The sequence below is a fragment of the Butyricimonas faecalis genome (assembly GCF_003991565.1).
GTDB lineage: Bacteria > Bacteroidota > Bacteroidia > Bacteroidales > Marinifilaceae > Butyricimonas > Butyricimonas faecalis.
Map to the genome: position 1 here is coordinate 3036315 of NZ_CP032819.1, position 21166 is coordinate 3057480.

15 protein-coding genes are annotated in these 21166 nt (G+C 34.8%); 10 read left to right on the forward strand and 5 right to left on the reverse strand.

The window, feature by feature from the left end; translation table 11 throughout:
* Positions 1-192: 192 nt before the first annotated feature.
* The 5 genes from D8S85_RS12980 to D8S85_RS13000 form a co-directional block, all read right to left on the reverse strand.
* Positions 193-3327 (reverse strand): hypothetical protein, encoded by a 3135-nt coding sequence (locus D8S85_RS12980; RefSeq protein ID WP_127075200.1) that lies wholly within the window; start codon positions 3325-3327, stop codon positions 193-195.
* 403 nt (positions 3328-3730) lie between these two features.
* On the reverse strand, positions 3731-5920 hold the full coding sequence (locus tag D8S85_RS12985) for a peptidase domain-containing ABC transporter (protein WP_127075202.1): 2190 nt from the start codon (positions 5918-5920) through the stop codon (positions 3731-3733).
* The gene (locus D8S85_RS12990) at positions 5917-6816 is read right to left on the reverse strand and encodes a pepsin/retropepsin-like aspartic protease family protein (RefSeq protein WP_127075204.1); all 900 of its coding nucleotides are present in this window, start codon (positions 6814-6816) and stop codon (positions 5917-5919) included. Before D8S85_RS12990 ends, D8S85_RS12985 begins: the two co-directional genes overlap by 4 nt.
* Before the next feature lie 12 nt (positions 6817-6828).
* Complete coding sequence (locus tag D8S85_RS12995; RefSeq protein ID WP_106625281.1) at positions 6829-7137, reverse strand: class IIb bacteriocin, lactobin A/cerein 7B family; 309 nt, start codon at positions 7135-7137, stop codon at positions 6829-6831.
* Positions 7138-7165: 28 nt separating this feature from the next.
* Positions 7166-7915, reverse strand: a complete 750-nt coding sequence (locus D8S85_RS13000; RefSeq protein ID WP_106481040.1) for an HlyD family efflux transporter periplasmic adaptor subunit — start codon at positions 7913-7915, stop codon at positions 7166-7168.
* A gap of 1028 nt (positions 7916-8943) precedes the next feature.
* On the opposite strand from D8S85_RS13000, the gene D8S85_RS13005 reads away from it, so the two are divergent.
* The 10 genes from D8S85_RS13005 (at position 8944) to uvrC (ending at position 21134) form a co-directional block, all read left to right on the forward strand.
* Positions 8944-10404, forward strand: a complete 1461-nt coding sequence (locus D8S85_RS13005) for a lipopolysaccharide biosynthesis protein (protein ID WP_228423220.1) — start codon at positions 8944-8946, stop codon at positions 10402-10404.
* A 62-nt stretch (positions 10405-10466) separates the two neighbouring features.
* Positions 10467-10901, forward strand: coding sequence for a dUTP diphosphatase (dut, locus tag D8S85_RS13010; protein ID WP_106481042.1), 435 nt, complete (start codon positions 10467-10469; stop codon positions 10899-10901).
* A 10-nt stretch (positions 10902-10911) separates the two neighbouring features.
* Positions 10912-12648, forward strand: coding sequence for a tetratricopeptide repeat protein (locus D8S85_RS13015; RefSeq protein ID WP_106481043.1), 1737 nt, complete (start codon positions 10912-10914; stop codon positions 12646-12648).
* Entirely contained in the window at positions 12638-13492 is an 855-nt protein-coding gene (locus tag D8S85_RS13020; protein ID WP_106481044.1) for a DUF4292 domain-containing protein, read from the forward strand. The genes D8S85_RS13015 and D8S85_RS13020 overlap by 11 nt, the downstream gene beginning before the upstream one ends.
* 1 nt (position 13493) lies before the next feature.
* Positions 13494-14684, forward strand: coding sequence for a murein hydrolase activator EnvC family protein (locus tag D8S85_RS13025; RefSeq protein WP_106481045.1), 1191 nt, complete (start codon positions 13494-13496; stop codon positions 14682-14684).
* A 192-nt stretch (positions 14685-14876) separates the two neighbouring features.
* Positions 14877-15275: an ATP-binding protein gene (locus tag D8S85_RS13030; RefSeq protein WP_106481046.1), complete on the forward strand. Its 399-nt coding sequence runs from the start codon at positions 14877-14879 to the stop codon at positions 15273-15275.
* 7 nt (positions 15276-15282) lie between these two features.
* Positions 15283-15711, forward strand: coding sequence for an rRNA maturation RNase YbeY (ybeY, locus tag D8S85_RS13035; RefSeq protein ID WP_106481047.1), 429 nt, complete (start codon positions 15283-15285; stop codon positions 15709-15711).
* Between the two features lie 2 nt (positions 15712-15713).
* Positions 15714-17597 (forward strand): tRNA uridine-5-carboxymethylaminomethyl(34) synthesis enzyme MnmG, encoded by a 1884-nt coding sequence (gene mnmG / locus D8S85_RS13040; RefSeq protein ID WP_106481048.1) that lies wholly within the window; start codon positions 15714-15716, stop codon positions 17595-17597.
* Between the two features lie 111 nt (positions 17598-17708).
* Positions 17709-19325, forward strand: a complete 1617-nt coding sequence (gene ade, locus D8S85_RS13045; RefSeq protein ID WP_127075206.1) for an adenine deaminase — start codon at positions 17709-17711, stop codon at positions 19323-19325.
* 3 nt (positions 19326-19328) lie between these two features.
* A complete protein-coding gene (gene uvrC, locus D8S85_RS13050) occupies positions 19329-21134 on the forward strand; it encodes an excinuclease ABC subunit UvrC (protein ID WP_127075208.1) in 1806 nt (601 codons plus the stop codon).
* Positions 21135-21166 lie beyond the last annotated feature (32 nt).

Here is a 21166-nt window from a genome sequence, read left to right on the forward strand (position 1 = left end):
TTTTTTCAAGAGTAGACCGGGGACACGTGTAAAAAAAACTAAAATAGCAGCAACTAAAAAAGTATTGCTGCTATTTTTAGGAATTTACTGAATATCCCTACTGAATATCCCTTCAAATGAAAATTATTTAATTAATTCATTTGAAGGGTATCCCTAAATAAATTTCTGATCAGCGTCCTTATTGAATTCACGTTAATCTACATATTTCCATTTGATAGCATCGCCCAGAAGAACTTGATCTTTCTCACCCTCGTCAGTCAACACGATCTTACACTCCCCCGGAAAAAGTCGGTAACGTCCCAATAATATCCAACCATGTGTTCCATCACATTCTCCAATAATTTCTCTATTTTCACTACCATTTATTAGAGTATAATATTGTTTAAATCCTGCATTTTTACTCGTTACCGCAGGCACCATATTTTGTTTATTCATTTTGATTGTCATTATTTTAGGCGGCATATAAGCGTAAATATTATACTCACCTTCCCGCTCAATCTGAGTCGTCCATTCCATACTTGCACCTCCGCCCTGCATCATAAAAGCATGAGTACGTTTAGAAAGACCATAAGCATATGCATTTTTAATATAGCCTGGTTGCACTTTAACTCCATCCATAATTGATACTGCCCTTATATTCTGATATTTACTCTTTTGTTCTTTGACAAATAAATCACGTAACCGTTTTTTAGGTGAAGACTGTACAATACGGAAACCTACATCCTCATTATCTATCGTTACCATATCCTTATCAGGGTAAAAATAAAATAACTCGAGATCCCTCTCGTAATCATCTATTTCGTCATCCGCTATACCCATATCTCCATTCAACAACACCGGTATATTTAATGATAAATTGGTATTCAGTGAAACCAAACCGCCATCGAAATGAGTTACAATCTCTTTTCCGCTCCTTGCTTTTATCAAATAATTACGGGTAAGTGTAGCTCCAAAAGAAGATGTGTAATTTTGAGCCTGAAGTGATACCACCCCATCAACATCACTATTATTGAAAATAGTAAGACGTACTTTGGAACTTTCTCCATGCATTCCAATAATATTTCCAAAACTGCTTAAAGATATGATTTGTCTCATCTTGTTAGCTTTCTCTTCATCCAATCCCACAGCCTCGACCTTAAAATCTTTTATCAAAAATTCAGGCAATTGTTTATTCGTATACCAAGAAGACAACACATCCCTACAACGAATACCAAATTTTTGACCAAAAGTCTCGTCAAATTGATCAAAATCAATATTTTGAAAACGACGAATTGCAACATATTCATTCAGAAAATTAAAAACCTGCTCTTCTGTTATATTCCCTATAGCTAACCTTCGGATCAATTCTTTCGATTTCATCTGTAATAAACCGTTGAAAACAGCTGGTTCAATTTCTCTGTCATAGAAAGATTCTTCAAAACTATGAGAGGATAGGTAATCTATAGCATATTCTTCGTACAAATTTTGTGGATGACGCTGCAACATATTTAACAATACAGTATTAATAATGGGATAATCTTTCGACCAAAAATAAAGTGAATAATCGTAAAACATAGAACTAGCATAATACAAGTTATGACGAGTCGAAGTAGTACTTCTTGCCACGTTCTTAATTGCGGAAGGATTAAATCTTTGTATAAACCCTTGCCAGCTATTATACTTTGCAATTACGGTATTCATCAATAAATTGGGTAAACCACAAAGAACTGCCTGTCGAAGCCTATCTACCCTAGAGGTATTATCAAAACTAATCCCGGAAGAACTCATTCTCTTCTCCTGATTCTTCATCTGCTCCATTAGTATACTGTAATCAGACCATACTCCAACTCCCCGTTCCGGTAGAAAAACCATTTCAGGTTGAATAAATTCACTCGTTCCTTTTTCCTGACGAAAGAAACTCGTCAAAGTAATCGGGGTTTCAATCAACTTCAAACGAGAATAAGGATAAGAATAATGCATCTTATATTCAATAGATTTCTTCATTTCCCGGATTAGTTCTGGTAATGAATCAGACAAGACTTCCAATCCCCTTAAAATATCATCATGTCCTTTAAAAAGATAAAGTTCATACTGCACGGAATCAACAATTATCTCTCTTTTCTCGTAACTACCGATACAGAGTGAAATTCCAGGTAACGGAAGGAGATTCGTGAAATGTACCCCATTATCTATTTCTTCTTCATTTCCTTGTGCTATAACTCTCCGTTCTTCGGTATTCAACACTTGTAACGAATAAAACGTGAAATCCGGGAATATTTCATACGGCTGTGCCGGGTTCACGGGGGGAGTTGTCATCGGGTACCACAAGCATTCCGGTGTCAAAAAAGTAAAATCTTGATCCAAAAACAGGTATCTTTTTCCATATCGACATTGAAGATAAGTATTATCTTCCTGGCTGAATAAGACATTATCAGGCACACTTAGATAGCATACCTGCTCGTCTATTCCACCCTGATATTCTATTGTTAATGCTATTTCCTCGTCAGGTAACAATTTTTGGCGTACTCGTATCACCTGTTTATCCCGTTCAAATGGTAAATTCGCTTCCCCTTTAATCGAAAGTACCTCTAAACCCGGATTCAAATAAAGAATAATTTCCGGTAATGTTTCCTGTGTACGGTTTTGTATCAATAGAATACTTTTCCCGCTCATTTCATCACCTCTTTGTTCAAAACTTATATTATGACAAACCACACTGCCTTTCGGCACATTATTGTATTTATTGAAAGTCTCCGTATAAACCTTTCTTGCAAAGACTTTTTGGGAGTACAAAGAATAAACAAGACTCCCTACCGTAATACCTGCTATCATGCAAACAATAGAAAGTCCTGTTACACACATCTGGTTCTCCGGGCTATTGGAAAGCCGTTTGAATAAACATATTGTGAATCCAAGAAAACCAAAACCTACAAACAGCCAACATAACCGCTGTAAAAGATAACCTGTTAAATCTGAATGTCCTGTTACGCTCGAAAAAGTATTCGGTAAACTATACCCAAACGGATCAAAAATACCTTGTCCAACGCTACCAACATAAAAAATCAAACACCCTACTACTATCAAAAGGAGTAAAATACTCAATGCCTGATGACGGATCAAAGTATGAATAAAAAAAGAAAGACTCAACATAAAAACGAGTGATGGAACAATAAATGTAATCAAGTAAAACAAATAAATCCACACATTCACTGGCGAATCACTGGCGAAAAAATGCAATAAAAAACCGAAGAATAAGGACACTATCGCCATCATAATAAACACCCATGCAAACCCAGCAGCCATACCTAGTACATACTCGACATTACTCTCCGGACGATAATAAACCATGTCCATCGAATCCAACTTTCTCTCTTTTGTCAAGAACATACCTACTAGAAAGACTAGCGGAATAACTTGTAATCCAACAAACAAGTAAGCATTCATGTAAGGGAAAAATGAAGACAAGGTTATTAAACCGTTATTTATCGACACAAAGGGATTTGCTTGGAACAATATTTGGTACAAGAGAATCCAACAAAACGTCAACAAAAAGAAGACCCGAAACAACCAACTCCGCAACAATAACTTAGAGTTGTAAGTGGCAATCACTTTCAAATTATAAAAATTCATCATAATAGCATTTTAAAAAGTTTTACTGGAGCAAGTTTTTCGTAAATATTTCTGAAAATAAAGTCTCTAGCAGCCTTATCTCTAATTATTACATCACAACGTCTTTTCATGGAAAGCCAAATCAAATATTTCCGGTTTGTATCTCCCACATTTTAAAATATTTGCCATTCGCATTTATCAATTCTTCATGAGAGCCTTGTTCCACAAGTTTCCCGTCTTTAAGTAAAAATATTTTATCTGCGTTCATTATCGTACTGAGACGATGAGCTATCAAAATCACTGTTCTATTATTTTTGCGCAAATCATTGATTATATTCTTAATCATTTGTTCTGCTTCCGAGTCAAGTGCAGACGTCGCTTCATCAAGAATCAATATTTCAGGATTACGATACAATGCTCTTGCGATGGCAATTCTTTGACGTTGTCCACCTGATAGTTGCATCCCGTTTTCACCAATATATGTTTTTAGTCCTTGTGGTAATTTATCTACAAACTCTCTTATTCCTAATCTTCTACATAGATCATTTACATGTTCCCAATCAGGTTCCAAATCATCAAGTAAAATATTATCAGCAACAGAACCGTTAAATAGGTCTATACGCTGGGGTACAGCAATAACAGCTGAACGCAAATCGTTTGTACTAATATGTTTTATATCTATTCCACCAATAGTAATTTTGCCGGAAAGAAGAGGATAAAGATTCTGGATTAATGATACAATTGTACTCTTCCCACTCCCACTTTCGCCAACAATAGCACTTACTTTACCTGATGGAAAACATATATTAAAATGTTCAAATATAATTTCTCTTGAACCATATCTAAACGTTATGTCATGAAAAATCACATCACCGCATGAACTACGCAAAAACGGAACTTTATATTGGTCATCATCTTCTTGCTGCCTGTCAAATATTTCGAATAACCGTTCTGCTGCAATTTTTGTTTCCTGAAACACATTGTTTACGTTTAATAGTGCAATGACAGGTCCCATAAAATATCCTGTTAAAGAATTGAAAGACATAAGTTCTCCAGGAGTAATTATTCCGTCAAGGACAAAGGATGTTCCAGCCCAAAATAATATTGCAGAGAATAACCCTGAAAATAATCCCGATGCTGCACCGAGATTCAGTCCATACATTCCAGAATTCCAACCGGTACGAGTTAATGTAACGAATCGTTCCTCTGTCTTTAAATTTGCATAATCTTCTATACCAAAACGTTTGATAGTACCTGCGGCATTAATAGTCTCAACAAGTTGCGACTGCATATCAGCACCTTGTTCCATTATTTTACGTTTAATTATTTTATTTACTTTATTGTAAAAGTAATACATCACAGCATATATCGGAATTGTACACAACATAATGGCTGCAAGTTTCCAATAATATGAAAACATCAACATAAAAGAGACTATTACAGTAAATACGTTTATCACGATTGTCAGTAATGTACTGTTTATAAATGTATTAATGCGTGCAGCATCAGCCATCCTCGAAAGAATTTCACCGGAACGCATAGAGTCAAAAAATGATTGTGGAAGCTTTAATAGATAACGATAATATCCAAGTATTAATCTTGTATTTACTTGTACCCCAGCGTGCAGCATCATTTTTGACCGTACAAAATTTATAAATACAGACAGCAACGTAGACACTATCAATATTATACATATCAAATGCAACAAGTTAAAATTGCGTTCAGGAATAACGTAATCTATTATCTTTTGTATACATATTGCAGAAATCAAACCTATCACAGTATATATAAGCGAACCGAATAGAGCCTGTATAAACACTTTTCGATGTGGCTTGAATAAAAACCAAAACCTATAAATAATAGAAACTTTTTCGTTTCGTTTTACAAAATCTTCGTCAGGAACAATCAACAACAACATTCCTGTCCATTTTTGCATAAACTCTTCGATTAGTTCTGCTTTTATTTCTCCGGTTACTGGATCCATAATCCATATTTTATCTCTGCCAATTTTATAAATAACCACGAAGTGCTGTAATTTTCCATTCAATATTATATGGGCAATCGCAGGAAGTGGTATTTTGTATAAACTACTTTTTTTGCCAATACTTCGATTATTAATGGTTTCTATTGCTTTCACACCTTTTGCGGCAAACCCTAATTTCTGTGCAGCTTCAACCATACCAAGAAAATTAGTACCCTGACGGTCCGTGTGAGTAATTTGACGAATTCTAGCTAAAGGTAACTGCAATTCATAATATGCCGCAACTGAAGACAAACATGCTGCTCCGCAATCGGTTATATCGTGTTGTTTTATGCAGACACCACTCTTCATCGTTTCAAGTAAATTATTTTATCCGTCGTATTCAAATACATGTATGAATATCCTTGTGCATAACATAGACTTAATATTCCATTCATTGACATTATATCAAATAATGCATTATCAGAATAATACTTACAACCCTCATAAATTAGGAGACTGTGATACATCAAGTTAACTAAAGGAAAATAATAGTTTATAGTATCAGATTTGTGGTTTTCTAATTCAGTATACTGACGTAAATTTGAGTTACGTTTACGTTTATCTTTTAATGAATCGGGAAGAGATAAACATATAGAATAGAATGCACTATCATTTATAATGTACGTCCAAGATGCCCCAGAATCTATCATTACATTATCTAACAGCCCAATGCCTTTACAATATAATGAACAAAATTTAAGATTGAGTTGATCTCTGTATTTAATAGATACACATTGATTTGTGTCAAAAGTTATTGGTTCAAATGAAATTGTCAATTCATCTTTTTCAAAATCGAACAACCAATTACATTGATCGATAATGTCATTTCCCCATACTGAGAAATTATGTTCTCCATCTACAATACTAAATTCAATAGGATTTTTCAATTGCATGTGGCAAATTGATACAGAAGTTTTGATAGATTTTTGAAATAAAACCGGATTCTTTCCCGTGTGAGGAAAAAAACTATATACTTTTTTAGCAGATGTATCTAATCCTATTCTATTTTGTTCCTTTTTTTCAATCAATGATGACTGCGCACCTGTATCAAAAATACCATATACTAATGAATCATTTATTGAGAGAGGAAAAACTATGTGACCAACATCGTTAAACATGAATTTCACAATAACATGATCTCTCTCGCATGACCATATCATTAAAATGGAAAATAATAGGAATAATTTTAACATATTCACGCTCATTCTATATACTAATTAATCTGATATTTGCCGTATTGTAATGGTTATATCAATTCCATTACCAGTAATAGTATATCCATAACCAGGTGCAACTGTAATAGAATCAATAGTTATATGTGCATTTATTTCATAAGGAGGAGGTGTAGGATCAGTTGTATGAATTGTTTGCGGTGGTCTACTATCTCTATATATGGTATACACTAATGCAACAAATGCAATAATAACACCTGCTATCGTCCAGAATGCTACTCCTCCATTAACTTCTGTCAGTTCTTTTTGGTTCATTTCTTCAACCTCGTAAATTGCCAAGTCAAATTTTTTCATAATAATTTAGTTTAAGTTAATAATAAAACTATTTTAAAGGATTAATCCAATTTTCAACGTTATCGTATAATAGATCAATAATCCTTCGATTATTTACTATGAATCTACAATTAACATTCATCCCTCGTTTCAAATATCCTCTATGACCATTTTTAAGTTCCAAGTAATCTTTATCCAAGCTGCTATACACTTTATAAAATACGCCCTGATAAGTTACTGTAGGATTATCTGCTATTTCTACTAACATTCCTTTCAACATACCCCATTGATTATAATTGTAAGCATCTACCTGAATATTACAAGGTAATCCTACTCTTAACAAACCTAAATCTTTAGAGAATACATTACACTCTACACATAATTCACTGTTAGGAATCAGATCAATTAGTTGCTGTCCCAATGAAACTTTCAAACCTTCAACTAGTTTGCTTGTATTAGTACAGATACCATCAATAGGAGAACAAACAGTATATTTATGATTGGTCTTTAAATCACTAACTATAAAAATTGTATCTCCTTGTTTCACTTCTATATTTTCAGATATGTTAAAAATATGTAAAATACCATCAGCAGGAGATATTAGCGCCATTATGTTTCCTCGAGACTGCACTGTCCCTACAACGGATGTACCAACATCTATACGAATAAAAAAGAACGAAATAAATATTCCAACCAATGCAAAAATGATAATAGAATATAATAAACTTGAACGTTTATTGTGTTCAAATATTATCTGTTCATAAGATTGATCTATGACTGAATCTGGGAATATCTTCATTCTATCAGATTATTATATTCTATTACACAAATATAAAATAAATATCTTTTAATCCAAATATATTGATTAAAAAATTATTATTATTTCATTATATTATATAATATACATTTATAGAAAGCTAATAAAAAAACTACTCAGACAATACATTACATCTGCTCTTACTGTTCATGTGTTCTATTTCATTTAACAAGAGTTCGGTATAAAAATTAAGTTATTCTTTTGAATATTACAGATATAACTATAATCATATTGTATTCTATAGAATTTCTATTAAAATTAGATTTACAAATCATTACCACTAGCAGATCATTTCCGGTTATAAAGTTTTTAGTAGGCTTATAAAGTCTTATTAAAACGCTATTCGGTATAGCGTTTTAATAGGGTTTTAATAGCGTTCTAATAGCGTTTTACATGGTAGTGATCCGGATGTAATCATGTATTTATTTTCATTTGCCGTATTAAATCGGACCTAATACCGGATTATTTTGCAACGATTACCTTTTCTAATCCTTCCCGAATTCTGATGTGAAACCTTATGATATTGAAGTGTTAGTATCCCCGTTAGTAACTGTGAATAAAAAAAGAACTAAAAAGAATAACTTTATTTTGATTTCTCGATTTTGAATTCAAGTAATAATAGTATTCAAAAATACAAGAATAGTTATTCAAATTATTCCAATTCCTTTCTACAAAATACTAACATGAATTCACATGAATTTTATTGAAAACTTTTCCAAAGTCTGTTTTACTAACTACTGTGGATAACTCAAGAATAAATCTCATTATCAATCATTAATAAAATCATAACCTGTGAATAACTCTTGACTCCACAAATAATAACGATTAAAACAAAAGAATCTCTTATTTTTTATACCAAAAACTCACAGCCTATCATTATCCTCATATCTTTTTTTAAAAAAATAAAAGATAATATATATATATGATATTGTTATTGGGAACTTGTTACTTTTGTCCGTTGAATCACATTTAATGAAGACAAAGTTATTATGAATCCTTTAAAAAAGCTAATGGGTGAAACCGTAATTTATGGTTTCTCGACAATACTCGGACGATTTATAAATTGGTTGCTGGTACCACTGTATACCAGGGTACTTTCTCCCGTCGATAATGGTATATTTACAAATTTGATGGGGTATGTTGCTTTGTTGGTCGTATTATTGACTTATGGTACTGAAACGGGATTTTTCCGTTTCGCAACGAAAGATAATAAGGATCGGGTGTTTTCAACTTTATTGACTTCTTTGCTTTTTACTTCAACTTTGTTTTTATTACTCTGTTTTTTGTTTCTCCCGCGAATTGTCAGTTTTCTTGAGGTGGGGAACCACCCGATTTACTTCGTTTTATTGATTGTAACGATCGCGATTGATGTGGTGAGTACTTTGCCCTTCGCCCTATTGAGAATGGAGGGGAAAGCCCTTCGTTTCGGCGTTATCAAGTTAGTGAATATAATGATTAACGTGGGATTGAATTTATTTTTCTATTTGCTTTGTCCGTTTTTGGAAAAGAAAGGGATTCACGTTCCTTTTTATCAAGCTGACGGTGGGGTGGTTTATATTTTCATTTCCTATTTGGTTGCTTCTGTTTGTACGCTGGTGATGTTGTTTCCTTATATTTTCCGGTTTAAGTTTGTTTTCTCGTTCTCTTTGTTGAAAGATATTTTGAAATATTCATACCCGATTTTGATCGTGAGTGTTGCCGGGATGATTAATTTGCAGGGAGATAAGATTTTGATGCCTAAAATATTGGGAGATGGAGAGGAGTCTTTGGCTATTACCGGGATATACGGGGCAAGTTATAAATTGGCTTTGGTGATGTATATTTTCACGCAAGGTTTTCGTTTTGCTTTTGAACCTTTCTTTTTCAATTACGCGAAACATAATGATTCAAAGAAAATATATCAGGATGTTCTGCTTTATTTTACCGGATTCGGTTTAATGATCTTTTTGGGTGTCATGTATTTTCTCGATGTATTGAAATATTTCTTGGGGTCGGAGTATTTTAGCGGGTTGACGATATTGCCTTGGGTGTTGATGGCTAATTTGTTTCAGGGTATTTATTATTCGTTGTCTTTGTGGTATAAATTGACGGATAGAACAATATACGGGGCTTATATGGCGGTTATCGGCTGCGTGATCACGATAGGTGGAAACGTGATTTTTTTGCCGAAGGTAGGTTTTATGGCATCTGCTTATTCTGTTTTCACTTGTTTTTTGGTTATGACTATTTTGTCTTTTGTACTGGGAAGGCATTTTTACAAGATCAATTATGATGTACCTAAGATTATTTTTTATTTCGTGATTTGTTTATTGTTTTATTTTGTCGGTGGTTATATAAAATTTGATAGTAGTTTGGTAACCTGTTTGGCTCGTTTACCGTTATTTGTACTCTTCGTGTATATTTTTATAAGGAGAGAGATGAGTTTTTTGCTGACAAAAGATTTTATGTATAAATTAATTCATAAAAAATAGCTATCTTAGCGCAATTTATGAGACTAGTTAAAATGTAATTGATTTTCAAAGTTACAGTGAGTATGAAAGTTAGAATAGTGAATAAATCGAAGCACCCGCTTCCGGAATATAAGACGAAGTCATCTGCCGGTTTGGATATACGGGCTAATATTGATGAACCTATCATGTTGAAATCCTTGGAAAGGAAGCTTGTTCCCACGGGTTTGTTTATCGAATTACCCGATGGCTACGAGGCTCAGATGCGTCCGCGAAGTGGATTGGCTTTAAATGAGGGGATTACTTTGCTAAATACTCCGGGGACGATTGATGCTGATTATAGAGGGGAAATCGGGGTGATTCTAGTGAATTTGTCTCATGAGGTAGTGCAGATTAATGATGGGGACAGAATTTGCCAGATGGTGATTAATAAAGTTGAACAAGCTGAATTAATTGAAGTGGAAACGTTGAGCGAGACGGAGAGGGGAAAGGGTGGTTTTGGTCACACGGGTAAACAATAAATCATTTATAATGACTAAACGAGGTCGATTATTATTTGTTTTTTTATTGCTTTTGTGTACTACTCAGCTTTTTGCTGATAAAAAGAAAGCGGTAGAACCTACTTTGGAGGGTGAGGCTAAAGTACAGTTTGATTATGCTTTCATGGAGGGGGTGCGTTGTAAGATTTTAGGTGATTTAAAGTCTGCTATTGCCTGTTTCGATCAGTGTATGAAGATCTATAACAGAAGTGCTGCTGTACGTTATGAATTGTCCAGTATACTGGCGTTAGGAGATGATTATACGTTACCTTTGCAACTGATGCGGGAAGCTGTGGAATTGGAGCCGACAAATATTTGGTATAATTTGCTGTTGGCGAATATTTTGCAGAAAAAATCAATGATTGAAGAGGCGTGTAAGGTATATGATAAATTGATATTGTTGCATCCTGATAGAGAGGATTTTTATGTCGTGGAGACTGATTTGTATTCTTCTGTTGAAAAGTGGGATAAGGCTATAAATGTGTTGGATCGTTACGAGAAACAGTTTGGAATAAGTGAGCCTGCTATTATAGAGAAGGCCAAGTTATATTCTAAAATGGATGATGTGAAGAGTGCCTCGACTGAGATCATGAAGTTGGTGAAGAAGTATCCTGAGAAAACGGATTATTTGGGTTTATTGGCTGAATTGTATTTGTCACATGATCAAGAGAAAAAAGGTCTTCAATTGCTGAACAAGATTGTAAAGAATGATTCGGATAATGGTTTTGTACGACTTTATCTGGCTGATTATTATCGTACAAAAAATGATACGCTAAATACTGAAAAATATATTCGTTCGGCTTTGTTGAATGATAACGTGGAGAATGGATTGAAAGTTCAATATTTGCTGAAGTTGTTGGTGAATCAAAATGATTCGAATATTTCTTTGGATTATATTTATTCTTACGTACAATTGTTGTTGGATAAGTATCCCGAGGATATAGCGGTTAGAACTTTGAATGCTGATTTTTTAAAGCGATATAATAGGCTGGAGGAGTGTAGGGGAGAGCTGGAGTTTCTTATTTCTAAGGAGAAGAATAATTATCTGGTCTGGGAAGAGTTGTTGATGTTATATAATAAACTGGAAGATACGGCTGCCATGTATCGGGGTGGGGTAGAGTGCTTGAAGTATTTTCCGAATGAACCGTTACCCTATGTAATGGTCAGTTTGGCTTTATTGATTCGGAAGGATTTGGAGAGGGCAAAGGGATATTTGGAACAAGGGCTTGTCTTGTCTCCGGATAATTCTCCTATTAAGGCTCAATTTTTTGCTTATCTTGGTGAGGTGTATTATAAGCAAGATAGTATTGAACAGGCTTTTGCCATGTTTGATAGTACTTTGTTGATAAACCCGGGTGATATCATGACGTTGAATAATTATAGCTATTATCTTTCATTGCGGAATGAACATTTGGATAAGGCTGAGAAGATGATTTTAACGGCATTGAGTGCAGATCCGAATAATTCGACTTTTTTGGATACTTACGCGTGGGTTTTGTTTAAAAGTAAAAATTATTCTTTGGCTAAATTTTATATGCGTTCGGCTATCGAGAATGAGAAGAGTCCGAGTGGGGTTTTGTATGAGCATTATGGTGATATTTTGTTTATGAACGGGGAGAAGGAAGAGGCTGTAAAGATGTGGCGGAAGGCATTGGAATTGGGTGATGAAGAATGTGGTGATTTAAAAAATAAGATAGAGAATGGTTTATCGGTAGATCATGAGAAGTAGTTGTGTTTTATTATTGGTTTTATTGTGTTTAGTGTCATGTAGATCCGTGAAGGAGGTTACGGAAAGTCGTAGAGATTTGCCGAATATTACCGAAGGAAAATTGTTTAAGAATATTATTTCTAACGAGTTAGATTATAACACGATATATGCGAAGAAAGTTGATTTATTTTTGAAAGATAGCAAGAGTTCTCATAGTCTTAAAGCTATTTTGAGAATACAGAGAGATAGTTTTATATGGATTTCGGTTAGTGCTTCTTTGGGTGTTGATGTGGCTCGATTGTTATTAACCCCGGATAGCGTTAAATTTGTGAGTCCCAGAGAGAAAAAATATTTTGTTTCGGATTATAGCTATTTTGCTGAACGTTTTGACGTGGGGTTGACGTTTGATTGTTTTCAACGGATACTGACAAATCAATTCTTTGATTTTGAATCTTGTACTACAGAGACCGCACGGGGAAAACGTTATAAGTTTGATAGGTCGGGTAACGATTATGTTTTGTATAGTTTGGAGGAGAAGGCTTTAGGTAGGAAATTGAAAAAGCTATACAAGAAAAGGAGAAAGAATAAAGAATTTTCTTTGGTGTTACAGAAGATACACATTGATCCGGATTGTTTCCGGCCTAATGCTGTTTCTATCGAAGATTTGGAAGAAGGTGTGGGAATGATGGTGAAATACAATAATATAAAGGATTTTAGTGGAAAATTGTTTCCTGAAAAAATAACTTTTAATGTATTTTCGGATAATGATAATTGGGAGGTTATATTGAATTTTGATCGGTTGGAATTTGACGTGGAAGTTTCACCTAATTTTAGAATACCTAGTAAGTATAAAAGGATGAATTAGCATGAAGATTTGTCGTAATATATTGATTGTGATTTTCTTGTTTTCTTTCACTTTTTCTTACTCGCAGTCGATTGACGCGATTAAAAAGAAAAATGAAAAGACGGAGAGGGAGATCGCGTATTTAAATAAATTACTGGAAAATGCTCGTAAAGATAAATCTTCTACTATACAGAAAGTTTCAATTATTAACCAGAAAATCGGTAAGGGAAAGGAGATGATTCAATCTCTCACGAACGAGGTGAATTATCTTGACAGCCAAATTAAAAAGAATGAGACTGTTAGATTGGGTTTGGAATCTGATAAGCAACGGATGTTGAAGTTCTATTCTAAGATGGTGTACGAGACTTGGAAAAAGAGGAATGAATCGGATAAGTTGATCTATATATTTTCTTCTTCAAGTTTTGCCCAGGCTTATGCCCGGTATAAATATTTTGAACAGGTTCAGGAGTATTCCAAGCGGCAGATTCAGTTGATTGAACAGACAAATGATTCATTGACTGCCATCAATAAAGAATTGAGTAAGTTAATGGCTTTGAAAAGTGAAACACAGTCTAAAATTGCCTCTCAAAATAATCAATTGATACGGGAACAAAATGAAGCGAACACGTATGTAGCGGATTTGAAGAAGAAGGAAAAAGAGCTTTTGCGAAAGTTGAATATTGAAATAAAGAATAGAGAACGCTTTAAAAAAGAGTTAGAGAAACTTATTGCTGCTCAGACTAAAAAGTCGGGTAGTAAAAATTCTACATATCGATTAACACCAGAAGAGAAACTTATTTCTGACGATTTCGCTAAAAATAGAGGAAAGTTACCTTGGCCTGTTGAACAGGGGTTTGTTTCTGAAAAATTTGGGGTGAATGTACATCCCGTTTTTAAACAGGTGAAATTAAATAACGCAGGAATTACTATTACAACGTCCCGGAATGCTGATGTTAGAGCGGTGTTTAAGGGTGTAGTGACGGAAATCATGTTTATCCCGGGGGATAATAACGTTGTGATTGTACGGCATGGAAATTACTTGACGGTGTATTCGAATTTAGTGGAAGTGTTTATTAAGAAGGGGGATACTGTCAATGTAAAGCAAAAAATTGGCAAGCTGGCTGTGAGTAGTGGGAATAACAGTACGTTAAATTTTCAAGTTTGGAGAGATAAAGACAATTTAGATCCGCAATTATGGTTAACATCTTGGTAAAATGGTAGTATGTTTGAAAGATTAATAATATACTTTAGCGGCGGTTGTTATTTAAAAATATTTTACTTACATTCGCTAGATAGTACGATAGTGAGAATATTGTTTTTAAAAGCTGTGGATAATGAGTAAAATGGTGACTAAAAAGAGCTCGATTATGATTGCGATGATCATTATTAATTATTTGAAAAAGCGATGGACAAATTAGAATTTTCGATTGCCTCTGAAATTGGTAATATCGTTAAAGTTGAGAACTTTATCGATTATTTCTCGGATGTTTATCATGTAGAACCGGATGTATTCGGCAAGATTAGCTTGTGCGTTATTGAAGCTGTGAATAACGCGATTCTTTACGGGAATAAACTGGATTCTTCGAAGTATGTTAAGTTTTTCGTGTATGAGGAGGAAAAGCGTTTATTCGTAACCGTGAAGGATGAGGGAGAAGGGTTTGATTATTCTTATATTCCGGATCCTACTTTGCCGGATAACATAGAAAAAGATGCAGGACGTGGTCTTTACCTGATGAAAACGCTTTCTGATGATTTGATTTTTGAGGATGGTGGATCAAAGGTGACCATGGTTTTCAATTTATAATACATAGATGAGCGAACTTCTTTTTTTTTGCGAGGAGTGTGATACGCCTCCTTTTTTTAATGAAGAGAGAGTGAAACAATGGCTACAGGCCGTTGCTGATGATTATTCGTTTCAGTTAGGAGCGATCTCTTTTATTTTTTGTAATGATGATTATATCCTGGATGTGAACAGGAAATATTTGAATCATGATTATTATACTGACGTTATTACTTTTGATTATTCCGAGAGAAAAATATTGTCAGGTGATGTTTTTATCAGCCTTGATACAGTTCAATCCAATGCTTTAGAATTTCATACGACTTATGAAGATGAATTGCATAGGGTGGTTGTACACTCTGTGCTTCATTTAATGGGTTTTAAGGATAAATCAGATGTTGACGCTAGAGAGATGCGTCAAAACGAAAATCATTGCTTAGAATTGCTTAAAACGATATAATTATGTCACGATTACTGCCCGTATATGATGTTATTGTAGTAGGGGCCGGACACGCTGGTTGTGAGGCGGCATGTGCTGCCGCTAATTTAGGATCAAAGACATTGCTTATTACACTGGATATGAATAAGATAGCACAAATGTCTTGTAATCCGGCCATGGGTGGTATTGCTAAAGGTCAGATTGTTAGGGAGATAGATGCTTTAGGCGGTGGTTCTGGCATCGTGACGGATAAAAGTACAATCCAATTCCGTATGCTGAACCTATCTAAAGGGCCTGCTATGTGGAGTCCAAGGGCTCAATGTGATCGAATGATTTTTTCGGCCGAATGGAGGGATAGGGTAGAGCATACTGATAATCTGGATTTGTGGCAGGATGATGTGATTGAACTTCTTTTGGATAAGGGACAGGTTACCGGGGTTAGAACCAGATTGGGGATTTCTTTTAGTGGTCATCGGGTGATTTTGACGAATGGTACTTTTTTAAACGGTCTGATGCATATCGGACGGGTTAGTTTTCCCGGTGGTCGTATTTCAGAACCGGCCACGTATGGTTTGTCTGAGCAACTGAGAGCGTATGGTTTCACAGTAGGGCGAATGAAAACGGGTACTCCGGTTCGTATAGATGGCCGAAGTATTGATTTTTCCAAATTGACTCGTCAGGATGGGGATAATGATTTCCATAAGTTCTCTTTTCTGAGCTTCGCGTATACGAATTCACTTGAGAAAATGCCTTGCTATATCGCCTACACGAATAAAGTCGTACATGACATTTTGCGGGAAGGATTTGATGATAGTCCTTTGTTCAACGGTACTATAAAAAGTATAGGTCCTCGTTATTGTCCGAGTATTGAAACTAAATTGGATACTTTTTCAGATAGGGATAGTCACCATCTGTTTTTGGAACCGGAGGGGGAGAGGACAACCGAATATTATCTGAATGGTTTTTCTTCTTCTTTGCCTTGGGATATTCAATTGCGGGCATTGAGAAACGTGGAAGGTTTTGAGCATGTAAAAATTTTCAGACCGGGTTATGCTATCGAATATGATTTTTTTCAGCCTACTCAATTGTATCCTACTTTAGAAACAAAATTAGTCAAGGGACTTTATTTTGCCGGACAAATAAACGGGACTACCGGATACGAGGAGGCAGCGGCTCAAGGATTGATGGCTGGAATTAATGCCCATCTTTCACTTCATGAAAATAGAGATTTTGTACTGAATAGGGATCAGGCTTATATTGGTGTATTGATAGATGATTTAGTTACGAAGGGAGTGGATGAACCTTATCGGATGTTTACTTCACGCGCCGAGTATAGAATTTTATTGAGACAGGATGATGCTGATGCCAGATTGACGCCTTTAGGGTATTCTCTAGGTTTGGTGAAAGAAGATCGCTTTGCCGTGTTTGAAGATAAAATTTTGAAACGTGACCGGTTGATAGACTTTGTTACTAATTTTAGTATTTCACCTGAAGAGATTAACCCGACCTTAGAAAATTTGAAATCTTCGCCTATCCGTCAAAAAATTAAATTGATTGATATTATTTCGAGACCGCAGGTAACTATTCCTAAAATTATAGATGCAATTCCTTCTTTAAAGGAATTTGTTTTTGATCATAATTTGCGGGAAGAAATCATAGAAGCTGCTGAAGTTTTAATTAAATATTCTGGATATATAGAGAGAGAAAAATTGATTGCTGATAAATTGAATCGGTTGGAGAATTTAGTTATTGCGAATAAATTTAATTATATGGAGATAACTTCTCTCTCTTATGAAGCTCGTCAAAAATTGACAAAGATTAATCCGAAAACTATTGGGCAGGCATCACGTATTACAGGTGTATCGCCTTCTGACATTAATGTTTTATTGATTTTATTGGGAAGATAAAAGGAATGTTTCACGTGGAACATTGAAAATAGTGCGAAGAGGGGTATTGAATAAATCTAGTAAAAAAGTACATTTATAGGGTCAAATTGTAAATAAAAACCGAGGTATAAAATGGAAATTGTAGAAGGAAATTTAATTGATATAGAAAACAGGGAATTTTATCCTTGTGCTATATTTATATCTGAAGGAAAGATTATAAATATAGAAAGAAATTCTAATTCGTATGATCAATATATTTCACCGGGATTTATAGATGCGCATGTTCATGTGGAGAGTTCCATGTTAATGCCTGTTGAATTTTCCAAATTAGTAATTCCGAATGGAACAGTGGGTGTGGTTGCCGATCCGCATGAAATTGCAAATGTTTTAGGGGTAGAGGGGGTGAAATTGATGATAGATAATGGAGAAAAAGCACCTTTAAAATTCTTTTGGGGTATTCCTTCCTGCGTTCCTGCCACTCCATTTGATAAACCAGGATCCATTTTATCCGTAGAAGACACGGATAAATTAGCAAAAACCGGAAAATTCATACTGCTTTCTGAGGTTATGAATGTTCCTGGTGTTATAAATAATGATCCGGATGTTATTGGAAAAATAGAAATAGCCAAGAAATATCAATTAAAAATAGATGGTCATGCACCGGAACTCACGGGTGATTCTCTGAGTTCATATATTGCTCATGGTATAGAAACCGATCATGAATCTTCGACCATAGAAGAGGCAGAGGAGAAAATTTCAAAAGGAATGTACATCATGATCAGGGAGGGAAGTGCTGCTAAAAACTATGATGCATTAAAATCATTGATTGCTACACGTACAGATCGTGTCATGTTTTGCACGGATGATTCACACGCTGATGACCTATTAAATAAAGGTCATATTAATAAAATTATCAGAAAAGCATTGGCTGATGGCTATGGTATTTTTGATATTTTGCAGATAGCGTGTCTTAATCCGGTACATTTTTATAATTTGAATATAGGAACTTTGCATGTTGGAGATGATGCAGATTTCATTATTTTGGATGACATAGAATCTTTGAATGTACGTTCTACTTATATTAAAGGGAAGGTAGTTTATGGTGAAAACAATTCTAAAAGTAATCCGGTTTATGATGTACCGTTATTAAATAAGTTTCATCACGATGAAATAAGTTTATCCGATCTTCATACAAATGTTTTTGGAGATGTTGCATGTATTCAAGTGAGACCTGATAGTATTCTGACAGACAGTAAAATACTTCATTTTAACGAGAAAATAGAAGGTTTTCAATCAGATTTGGATAAGGATATTTTGAAAATAGTTTATTTAAATCGTTACTTTAATTCTAAACCGCAAATTGGTTTTATTTCAGGTATCGGTTTAAAACGAGGAGCTTTTGCTTCTTCTATATCACATGATTCGCATAATATTATTGCAGTGGGTTGTACAGATCAAGATTTAATGCTTGCAATAAACGAATTGATAAAGGAAAAAGGTGGTTTAGTCGTGAATGAAGCGGGCGAATTGCACTCTTTACCCCTTCCTATTGGTGGTATTATAAGTGATAAAAGCGGGAGGGAAGTGGCAAGTTGCTACATGGAATTGAATGAAATACTTTCAAAAATGGGGACACCACTAAAATCTCCTTTTATGACGCTTTCATTCATGGCATTAATTGTAATACCTACTTTAAAAATAGGAGAAAAAGGGATCTTTGATTTCGAAAAGTTTGATTTTGTATCATAGTGTATGGCAGAAGATGAATTTGGCTTGAAAGAGAAAGTCAGTAAATTACCTACGACTCCGGGAGTGTATCAGTTTTTTGATGCAAATGGAGTAATTATATATATAGGTAAGGCTAAGAATCTGAAAAACAGAGTTTCATCTTATTTTGTAAAGACAAATCAGACCTCTAAAACAATGGTTTTAGTCCGTAAAATACGGGATTTGAAATACATTGTGGTTAATACAGAGGAAGATGCGCTATTGTTAGAGAATAATTTAATCAAGAAATACAAACCCCGGTATAATATTCTATTGAAGGATGATAAGACATACCCTTGGATTTGTATTACAAAAGAGGCTTTTCCACGAGTTTTCACTACTCGGAAATTTATTCGGAACGGGTCAGAATATTTTGGGCCTTATACTTCGGTTAAATATGCTAACACTTTGATTTCCTTGGTGAAATCGCTGTATAAATTGAGAACTTGTAATTTATCTCTCAATAAATCAGCTGTTTATAGCGGAAAATATAAAGTATGTTTGGAATATCATATTGGAAATTGTATGGGACCTTGTGTCGGGTACGTGCAAGAAGAGGAGTACATGGAATATATTGCACAAATCCGGAACATTTTAAAGGGAAATATTTCTTCCGTGATTGATCTCATGACCCGAAAAATGAAGGAATATACTATTTCTCTTCAATTCGAAAAGGCTCAGGAAATGAAGGAAGCAATAGAAGCATTGAGGTCTCATCAAGCGAAGTCCACGATAGTAAGTACTTCGATAAATGATATTGATGTATTTTCTTATTTAGAAGACGAAAAATATGCCTATGTGAATTACTTGAGAATTGTTCATGGAGCTGTGAATCAAGTGCATACTATCGAATTGGAGAAAAAGTTGGATGAATCAAAGGAATCCTTACTTTCTTTTGCCATTTTTGAGATTCGCCAGTTGGTAAACAGTCGTTCCAAGGAGATTCTGGTACCTTTCTATCCGGATGTATTGATGGAAGGAATGAATTATGCTATTCCGCAAAGGGGTGAAAAAAAGCAATTGTTGGAGTTATCCGAACGTAACGTGAAATTCTTTAAAATGGATCGGGAACGTCAACGGGGATTACGTCGGCAGGATAGTAAATTGGATTTATTGAATACGATAAAAAATGATCTGAAATTACCGCGATTACCTCACCGGATGGAATGTTTTGATAACTCTAATATACAGGGAACCAATCCTGTAGCCTCTTGTGTTGTTTTCATAGACGGTAAACCGGCAAAGCGGGAATACAGACGTTTCCACGTGAAAACTGTTATCGGGGCAAATGATTTTGCCTCTATGGAAGAGATTTTGTACCGTCGTTATCACCGGGTGCTTGAAGAGGGTGGGGAGCTGCCTGATCTGATTGTGGTGGATGGAGGAAAAGGGCAATTAAGTTCAGCCGTGGCTACATTGCGTAAATTGGATTTGTTGGAAAGAGTGCCTATCATCGGTTTGGCCAAGCAAATGGAAGAAATATATTACCCCGGAGATAAAGATCCTTATTTGTTAGCGAAAACTTCTGTGGCTTTAAAGACATTAATGCATATTCGGGACGAGGCTCACCGTTTTGGTATCACTTTTCATCGTAAATTGCGAGAGAAAAAGCAGACAATCAGTGTGTTAAGTGAAATTAAAGGCATTGGTGAGAAAACAGAAGTATCTTTATTGCAATATTTTAAGTCTGTAAATGCTATAAAAGAGGCATCTCGTGAAGAGCTGGCAAAAGCCATCGGTCCGGCAAAAGGAAATGTCGTGTATGATTATTTTCATTCTGCTATGTCTTAATAATTTCGTATCTTTGCGTGTATTTCAGTGTA

Bases quoted from the DNA above. Each gene is read 5' to 3' on its own strand.
- D8S85_RS13030 (WP_106481046.1), top strand. From the start codon at position 14,877: ATGGACAAATTAGAATTTTCGATTGCCTCTGAAATTGGTAATATCGTT.
- ade (WP_127075206.1), top strand. From the start codon at position 17,709: ATGGAAATTGTAGAAGGAAATTTAATTGATATAGAAAACAGGGAATTT.
- uvrC (WP_127075208.1), top strand. From the start codon at position 19,329: ATGGCAGAAGATGAATTTGGCTTGAAAGAGAAAGTCAGTAAATTACCT.
- D8S85_RS13005 (WP_228423220.1), top strand. From the start codon at position 8,944: ATGGGTGAAACCGTAATTTATGGTTTCTCGACAATACTCGGACGATTT.
- D8S85_RS13025 (WP_106481045.1), top strand. From the start codon at position 13,494: ATGAAGATTTGTCGTAATATATTGATTGTGATTTTCTTGTTTTCTTTC.
- D8S85_RS12995 (WP_106625281.1), bottom strand. From the start codon at position 7,137: ATGAAAAAATTTGACTTGGCAATTTACGAGGTTGAAGAAATGAACCAA.
- dut (WP_106481042.1), top strand. From the start codon at position 10,467: ATGAAAGTTAGAATAGTGAATAAATCGAAGCACCCGCTTCCGGAATAT.
- D8S85_RS13000 (WP_106481040.1), bottom strand. From the start codon at position 7,915: ATGAAGATATTCCCAGATTCAGTCATAGATCAATCTTATGAACAGATA.
- D8S85_RS13015 (WP_106481043.1), top strand. From the start codon at position 10,912: ATGACTAAACGAGGTCGATTATTATTTGTTTTTTTATTGCTTTTGTGT.
- mnmG (WP_106481048.1), top strand. From the start codon at position 15,714: ATGTCACGATTACTGCCCGTATATGATGTTATTGTAGTAGGGGCCGGA.
- ybeY (WP_106481047.1), top strand. From the start codon at position 15,283: ATGAGCGAACTTCTTTTTTTTTGCGAGGAGTGTGATACGCCTCCTTTT.
- D8S85_RS12990 (WP_127075204.1), bottom strand. From the start codon at position 6,816: ATGAGCGTGAATATGTTAAAATTATTCCTATTATTTTCCATTTTAATG.
- D8S85_RS12980 (WP_127075200.1), bottom strand. From the start codon at position 3,327: ATGGTTTATTATCGTCCGGAGAGTAATGTCGAGTATGTACTAGGTATG.
- D8S85_RS13020 (WP_106481044.1), top strand. From the start codon at position 12,638: ATGAGAAGTAGTTGTGTTTTATTATTGGTTTTATTGTGTTTAGTGTCA.
- D8S85_RS12985 (WP_127075202.1), bottom strand. From the start codon at position 5,920: ATGAAGAGTGGTGTCTGCATAAAACAACACGATATAACCGATTGCGGA.